We start from the raw sequence: 7,642 nt of genomic DNA on the forward strand, positions 1-7,642 counted from the left end.
CGTTTCCGCCTGGCGGCGAAAACTGCGTTCGTTCCCTTGCTCCTCCTCTTCCCGGCGAACCCGCTTCGCTGGGCTTCGCCGGGAGCAACGAGGGATTGGGCAAAGCGCCACCGGGCCGACTCCCCTTATCAAGGGGAGATGTCCCGAAGGGACAGAGGGGATAGGGACCGGCTCCAGATGAGCACTTCGTGCTCATAGTCGCCCACCCTACCCCCTCTGGCCCTTCGGGCCATCTCCCCCTGACAGGGGGAGTCGGCCCCGGACCCCATTACGGGGGGACGCCCTCCTGGGAGGTTGTGCATCATTTCCGGCGCGCAAAATCTGAGCGGCCCTCTCAATTCCCGCCGGGCCACTGGGCCCTGGGTTTGCAAAAATTGCCGCCGGTGCGGTTCCACTCCTGCGCCTGGGTTTCCCAGCCAACATTCCCGGTACGAATCCTGGCGGGCCGGTCTGGGACCGGCCCCTACGAGAACAACACAGTCGCTCCTATATCCGCCGTAGGGGCGGGTCCAAGACCCGCCCGCAAAACCTTCCTCTGGGGGAAGGTGGCTGGCCGCCAGGCCAGACGGATGAGGGGCCCGGCCCCGATCACGCTGCCGCTTCGTTTTCCCGTAGGGGCGGCACACTGGGCCGCCCGGGTGTGCCGCCCCTACGGGAATCGGGGAATGTTCCAGCGTATGCCGTCCCCTGAGCCGAACTTGAGCCCCGCACGCCCAAAAGGCGCGCTTCCAACCGATAGAAGCACTGCCCAAAGGTTACCGAGAACTCAGCGGCAGCGGTAATAGACCGGGAACCAGTCAGCTGAACCACCCGCGCCTTTGCGACGACAGGTCAGTTTGCCTAATTGGCGGCCCCCGTAAAACGGGGGTCCAGGGGACGGGCGAATATGAGCGCGGAGCGCTCATCTGAGCCCGCCCCCTGGTGCCTCTTTGGCTTCTTTCTGGGCATCCAGAAAGAAGCTCGCCGCCGGGGCGGCGAAACGCCCCTTCGATATCGCATTCAGATTCATCCGCCGGCAGCACAAGAAGCCACCGGCTTTTCCCAAGGAGGTATCTATAATTTATGACCGATCAATCCAAGATCCGCAATTTTTCCATTATCGCCCACATCGACCACGGCAAGTCGACTCTCTCTGACCGCCTGATTGAGCTGTGCAACGCCGTTCCCCAGCGGGAGATGGAGTCCCAGCTGCTGGACAACATGGACCTGGAGCGGGAGCGGGGCATCACCATCAAGGCCCGTGCGGTGCGGCTGGACTACAAGGCCGCCGACGGGGAGACCTACGCCCTGAACCTCATCGACACCCCGGGCCACGTGGACTTCAACTATGAGGTGTCCCGGTCCCTGGCCGCCTGTGAGGGCGCGGTGCTGGTGGTGGACTCCACCCAGGGCGTGGAGGCCCAGACCCTGGCCAACACCTACCTGGCCCTGGAGCACGACCTGGAGATCCTGCCCGTGTTCAACAAGATCGACCTGCCCGCCGCCGACCCGGCCAAAGCCAAGCAGGAGGTGGAGGACATCATCGGGCTGCCCGCCCTGGACGCCCCGGAGATCTCCGCCAAGATGGGGGTCAATATCCCCGCCGTGCTGGAGGACATCGTCCAGAACGTCCCCGCCCCCAAGGGGGACCCCACCGCTCCCCTGAAGGCCCTGATCTTTGACAGCCAGTATGACCCGTATGTGGGCGTCATCGTCTACTTCCGGGTGATGGAGGGCACCCTGAAGAAGGGGATGAGCGTCAAAATGATGGCCTCCGGGGCCTCCTACCAGGTGCTGGACTGCGGTTATCTGCGTCCCCTGGGGATGGACTCCTGCCCGGAGCTCACCGCCGGCGAGGTGGGCTGGTTCACCGCATCCATCAAGACGGTGAGCGACACCCGGGTGGGCGACACCATCACGGAGGTGGACCGGCCCGCGGCGGAGGCCCTGCCCGGCTACCGCCCCGCTCAGGCCATGGTGTACTGCGGCATCTACACCGAGGACGGCAGTAAATACCCCGACCTGCGGGACGCCCTGGAGAAGCTGCAGCTCAACGACGCCTCCCTGTCCTTTGAGCCCGAGTCCTCCATCGCCCTGGGCTTCGGCTTCCGGTGCGGATTTTTGGGCATGCTCCACATGGAGATTATCCAGGAGCGGCTGGAGCGGGAGTTTGACCTGGACCTGGTGACTACCCTGCCCTCCGTCATCTACGAGGTGACCAAGACCGACGGGACGGTGGTCCGGGTGGACAACCCCCACAACTACCCCGACCCGGGACAGATCGCCGAGGCCCGGGAGCCCTACGCCAAGGTGTCCATCATCTCGCCCCCCGACTATGTGGGCAACATCATGCCCATGTGCCAGGAGCGCCGGGGTATTTTCAAGGACATGCAGTACCTGGACACCAACCTGGTGGAGCTGCACTACTCCATGCCCCTGGGGGAGATCATCTACGACTTTTTCGACGCCCTGAAGGCCCGCACCAAGGGGTACGCCTCCCTGGACTACGAGCTGGAGGGCTATCAGCCCAGCGAGCTGGTGAAGGTGGACCTGCTCCTGAACGGGGACCAGGTGGACGCCCTGTCCTTCATCGCCCACAGGGACAAGGCCTACCCCCGGGCCCGGCGCATCTGCGAGAAGCTGAAGGAGAACATCCCCCGCCAGCTCTTCGAGGTGCCCATCCAGGCGGCCATCGGCGGCAAGATCATCGCCCGGGAGACCGTCAAGGCCATGCGCAAGGACGTGCTGGCCAAGTGCTACGGCGGCGACATCACCCGAAAGAAGAAGCTGCTGGAGAAGCAGAAGGAAGGCAAAAAGAAAATGCGGACCTTGGGTACGGTGCAGCTGCCCACCGAAGCATTTATGGCCGTTCTCAAGCTGGACGAGGAGTAAGCAGGGCATTTTCGTTTGCCTTCCTGGGGCCCCACAAAGTGGGGCGGCGCATAGCGCCGTACAAGCGTTTTTGCCGAAGGCAAAAACCTTGGCGGAGGGCGAATTTACTTCGCCCGAGCATTGAAATCATTCCCGGGTACCCAAACGGGCCCAGGCCCGTTTGGGCAGGCAAAAAGAAAATGCGTACCTTGGGGACAGTACAGCTGCCCACCGAGGCATTTATGGCCGTTCTCAAGCTGGACGAAGAATAAAGCGCGGGCGTTTGTCCGCCGCAAAAAATGGGAGCTGGTGCGCGGAATGCGCATCAGCTCCCAAAATTCTGATATTGGACCGTCTGCCCGCGGTCAGGCTCTGGGGTAGGGGGTGGGGTGGTTGGTCAGCCCCAGCAGGTAGTCAACGCTGGTGTCAAAGTAGAGGGCCAGCTCCTTTAGGACCGGGATCGGAATATTCAAATTTCCCAGCTCATAGTCGGAATAGGTGGTCTGGTGAATATGAAGCACCCTCGCCAGATCGGCCTGGGACAAGTCCCGGTCCTCCCGCAGGGTGCGAAGATGGTCCAGCATGGAAAAATCACCTCGGCCCCATTATGGGGGAACCGCGTGCCGCACATTGGCTTTTAAGGGAATATCCCTTAAAAATGATTGAGGCGATCTGTATGGAAGGGAAACAGACAAAACGAATCTGTTTGTCCTTAACAGAGGACTGTTATCGGGAGCTCAAAGAATTGGCACAGAAAAATTCATATTCGCTGCCCGGATATGTTCGTCAGCTCGTGAGAGTTCACCTTCGGGAATTGGAAAAGAAAAATGAACTCTGATAATGAAAATAGGGGCAGGTACAAGGGCTGTTCCTAGATAGTGATATTGGAGACGCGGGAGGGGCAAGCCCCTCCCCTACAATTCTCAAGGATACATTCCAGAATATGAGTAGGGGAGCCCCTTGGGGCCCCCGCCGGGATACGGATTGGGATTTAGGAGCGCCCCCTCATCCGATCCCTGTTTGGCCCCAGGGGGAAGGCTTGCGGGCGGCCACATGGGGCCGCCCCTACGGCGGAAAACGGACCGAGGGCGTTGGCTCAGCAAAGGTAGGCGCAGAAGGGGAACCGCACAAAAATCAAATTTTGCAAACCCAGGGCCTAGTGGCCCGGCGGGGATTTAGAGTGTCGCTCAGATTTTGCGCGCCGGAAGGATTCTGCCTGCTCCAAGGGATAACCCCCGTAATGGGGGACCGGGGGTAAGGCGAATATGGACACGAAGTGTCCATCCTGAGCCGTCCCCCGGCGATCCTTTGGTTTCTTTCCCATCGCTGGGAAAGAAACTCGCCGCCCGCAGGCGGCGAAATCCCCCCCTGCGAGCGGCGCAATGCATTCTATCAGGTTCAGCGGAAAAACAAGGTTTCCAACAAAGTTCTTTTGGTTCCTTTTCTTTCAAGAAAAGGAACTTAATTCTTCAAGCTCTGCATGGGCGCGGGAATCCGCCCGCCCCGGTCCACGAAGGCCTTGGCCGAGAAGGGGTGGACCGGCTGCACCGGGGCGGAGCCCAGCAGGCCGCCGAACTCCACCATATCTCCCACCTGCTTGCCGGGGGCGGGGATGATGCGCACGGCGGTGGTCTTGGAGTTGACCATGCCGATGGCCGCCTCGTCGGCGATGATGGCGGACAGGGTCTCCGCCGGGGTGTCCCCGGGGACGGCGATCATGTCCAGGCCCACCGAGCACACGCAGGTCATGGCTTCCAGCTTGTCCAGGGTGAGGGCCCCGGAGCTGGCGGCGGCGATCATGCCCTCGTCCTCGCTCACCGGGATGAAGGCGCCGGACAGGCCGCCCACGTGGGAGGAGGCCATGACGCCGCCCTTCTTCACCGCATCGTTCAGGAGAGCCAGGGCGGCGGTGGTGCCGTGGGTGCCGCACACCTCCAGGCCCATCTCCTCCAGGATGCGGGCCACGCTGTCCCCGATGGCGGGGGTGGGGGCCAGGGACAGGTCCACGATGCCGAAGGGGGTGTCCAGGCGGCGGCTGGCCTCCTGGGCCACCAGCTGGCCCATGCGGGTGATGCGGAAGGCGGTCTTTTTGATGGTCTCGGCCACCACGTCGAAGGGCTGCCCCTTCACCCCCTGGAGGGCGTGGTACACCACGCCGGGGCCGGAGACCCCCACGTTGATGACCTTCTCCGGCTCGCCCACCCCGTGGAAGGCGCCGGCCATGAAGGGGTTGTCCTCCACCGCGTTGCAGAACACCACCAGCTTGGCGCAGCCGAAGCCCCCCTGGCTGGCGGTGCGGTCCGCCAGGTCCTTGATGGTGCGGCCCATGAGGGCCACCGCGTCCATGTCGATGCCCGCCTTGGTGGAGCCCACGTTGACGCTGGCGCACACCAGGTCGGTGGTGGACAGGGCCTCGGGGATGGAGGCGATCAATTTCCGGTCCGCCTCGGTCATCCCCTTCTGCACCAGGGCGGAGAAGCCGCCGATGAAGTTGACGCCGGTGGTCTTGGCCGCCCGGTCCAGGGCGGCGGCGAAGGGGGCGTAGTTGTCGGTCTCCGCGGCGGCGGCCACCAGGGCGATGGGGGTCACCGAGATGCGCTTGTTGACGATGGGGATGCCGAACTCCTTCTCAATGGCCTCGCCGGTGGACACCAGCTTCTCGGCGTACCGGGTAATCTTATCGTAAATGGCGCCGCAGGCCTGTTTGGGGTCGCTGCGGGCGCAGGACAGCAGGGAGATTCCCATGGTGATGGTGCGCACATCCAGATGCTGCTGGTCGATCATCTGGATGGTCTGCATGATTTCGTGTTGACTGAGCATGATTTGCCCTCCTATGGAATCGGATCGACGGAGGTATGCTCCGTCTTGTATGTTGAAACATAACACAGATGCGGGCGGCCCAAGTGTGCTGTATCCGTAGGATATTGCCGGACAGTTCCACTTTTTCAAAGGCGGCAGACCGGTCACCCATATCCGCACCCAGTGTACTTGGCGCGGATGACTCAGGCGCAGAAGTTGGGCTGCAGCAAGTGCAAATTTGCACCATCCAGGGCCCAGTGGCCCGGAAGCAGCCGCTGGCTGTCACTCAGATTTTGCGCGCCGGGACTATGTCATACCCGCAGCAGGGGTGCGTCCCCCGTTATGGGGTCCAGGGGCAAGCGAATATGGGCACGCAGTGCCCATTTTGAGCTTTCCCCTGGTGCCTCTTTGGCTTCTTTCTGGGCATCCAGAAAGAAGCTCACCGCCCGCAGGCGGTGAAAACCTACGTGTCAGGCCAGATCAAATCCGATGCATGGCGTTAAAGATATCCTCCCGCTGGATGCGGATGGACAGGTTCCGCTCGCTGCCCGCGTCCTCCAGCAGCTGGGAGATCTCCACGATGGACTTGTCGCAGGCGGTGGTGTCCACCAGCATGACCATGGTGAAGTAGTCCTGTAAAATGGTCTGGCTGATGTCCAGAATGTTGATGCTGTGCTGGGCCAGCAGGGAACACACCGCGGCGGTGATGCCCACCTGGTCCTTGCCGATAACGGTCACAATGGCTTTCATAGCTGTGTACCTTCCTTTCCAGTTGTGAGGTCGAGAGTCGTCTGTCCGAAAATTTCGTCGCCGCTCCCCTGGAGCTCGTCCAGGGTCAGGTGGAAGCCGGGGAGGAAGCGCTCCATAAAGTAGGCCAGGGCGGGGAGGGGGTTCTGCCGCAGGGCCTCATAGGTCTGTTCGCCCGCCTTTTTGAACTCCAGGTTGCCCGCCTTCAACTCCTCCACGCACTTCAAGTAGGCGGACAGCTTGTCCGCCGCCTTCACCAGGGCGCGCACCTCCGGGTCGGAGATGGTGAGGATCTCCCGGTACGTGGGCCGGAACTCCTCGGGGAGCATGGAGAGCAGCTTCTGCTCCGCCATGGTCTCCACCGACTTATAGGCCCCCTGGATGTCCGGGTTGTCGTATTTGATGGGGGTGGGCAGGTCGCCGGTGAGGATCTCGCTGGCGTCGTGGTAGAGAGCCGCCACCGCCACCGCCCCCGGGTCCACCCGGCCGCCGAATTTCTCGTTCTGGATGACCGCCAGGGCGTGGGCCAGCACCGCCACCATGTGGGAGTGCTCCTGGATGTTCTCCGGGTCGGTGTTGCGCATGAGCCCCCACCGGGTGATGTACCGCATGCGGGCGATCATGGGGAAAAAGTGCTCGGACAACGATAAGTCCCTTCCTTCGTCAAGAATGCTGTCATTTTACCACAGGGCCCCGGCCTTTGTAAACCAAAAGCGGCGGCTTTTCTGCCCCGGACAGTCCGCGGGACAAAAAGCGCCGGCGGGCCGCAGTCTGCCCGCCGGCCCACGCCGGTTTTCAAGTCCGATGTCAGCTCTCCATGTGCTTGCCCAGAAAGGCGGCGATGGACTGGGCCAGCTTGTACTCCACCTCGCCGCCCCCCAGCTCCTCCTCCGGGGAGGTGAACACCACGCTGCCCAGCACATCCCCCTCGGACAGGATGGGGGCCACGGTGTCCAGAAAGAACCGGCCGTCGTTGTCGCACAGGGGGATGCCGTCCTCGCCCCCCTTGTGCTGATAGATCTGCCGCCCCTCCATGAGGCGCTCCAGGTCGGGGGAGATCTGCTTGTCCATCAGCTCCCGCCGGGGGGCGCCGGAGACGGAGATGATGTTGTCCCGGTCGGTGATCACCGCCGTGCGGCCGGTGGTCCGGTTCAGGGTGTCGCACAGCTGGCCGGCGAATTCGGTCAGCCCGCCCATCAGGGAATACTTCTTGAAAATGACGCTGCCGTCCCGGTCGGTGTAGATC

The 7,642-nt window shown here is 62.6% G+C and carries 7 protein-coding genes; 2 read left to right on the plus strand and 5 right to left on the minus strand.

Translation table 11 applies throughout. From position 1 onward, the window contains the following. The first annotated feature begins 886 nt into the window (after positions 1-886). Both B5F19_RS17335 and lepA read left to right on the plus strand, forming a co-directional pair. The gene (locus B5F19_RS17335; protein ID WP_140394271.1) at positions 887-1,066 is read left to right on the plus strand and encodes a hypothetical protein; all 180 of its coding nucleotides are present in this window, start codon (positions 887-889) and stop codon (positions 1,064-1,066) included. Next, entirely contained in the window at positions 1,063-2,871 is a 1,809-nt protein-coding gene (lepA, locus tag B5F19_RS16025) for a translation elongation factor 4 (protein WP_087292525.1), read from the plus strand. Before B5F19_RS17335 ends, lepA begins: the two co-directional genes overlap by 4 nt. A gap of 344 nt (positions 2,872-3,215) precedes the next feature. On the opposite strand, the gene B5F19_RS16030 is transcribed toward lepA, so the two are convergent. The 5 genes from B5F19_RS16030 to B5F19_RS16050 form a co-directional block, all read right to left on the minus strand. Beyond that, on the minus strand, positions 3,216-3,434 hold the full coding sequence (locus B5F19_RS16030) for a helix-turn-helix transcriptional regulator (protein WP_087292528.1): 219 nt from the start codon (positions 3,432-3,434) through the stop codon (positions 3,216-3,218). 877 nt (positions 3,435-4,311) lie between these two features. Next, entirely contained in the window at positions 4,312-5,670 is a 1,359-nt protein-coding gene (locus tag B5F19_RS16035) for a PFL family protein (RefSeq protein ID WP_087292531.1), read from the minus strand. Positions 5,671-6,129: 459 nt separating this feature from the next. Next, positions 6,130-6,399: an ACT domain-containing protein gene (locus B5F19_RS16040; RefSeq protein WP_087292534.1), complete on the minus strand. Its 270-nt coding sequence runs from the start codon at positions 6,397-6,399 to the stop codon at positions 6,130-6,132. Beyond that, the gene (gene yfbR / locus B5F19_RS16045; RefSeq protein ID WP_204248355.1) at positions 6,396-7,040 is read right to left on the minus strand and encodes a 5'-deoxynucleotidase; all 645 of its coding nucleotides are present in this window, start codon (positions 7,038-7,040) and stop codon (positions 6,396-6,398) included. Before yfbR ends, B5F19_RS16040 begins: the two co-directional genes overlap by 4 nt. A 163-nt stretch (positions 7,041-7,203) precedes the next feature. Further along, positions 7,204-7,641: a stage V sporulation T C-terminal domain-containing protein gene (locus tag B5F19_RS16050; protein ID WP_242972852.1), complete on the minus strand. Its 438-nt coding sequence runs from the start codon at positions 7,639-7,641 to the stop codon at positions 7,204-7,206. Position 7,642 lies beyond the last annotated feature (1 nt).

Source organism: Pseudoflavonifractor sp. An184 (assembly GCF_002160305.1).
In the GTDB taxonomy this organism is placed as follows: Bacteria; Bacillota; Clostridia; order Oscillospirales; family Oscillospiraceae; genus Lawsonibacter; species Lawsonibacter pullicola.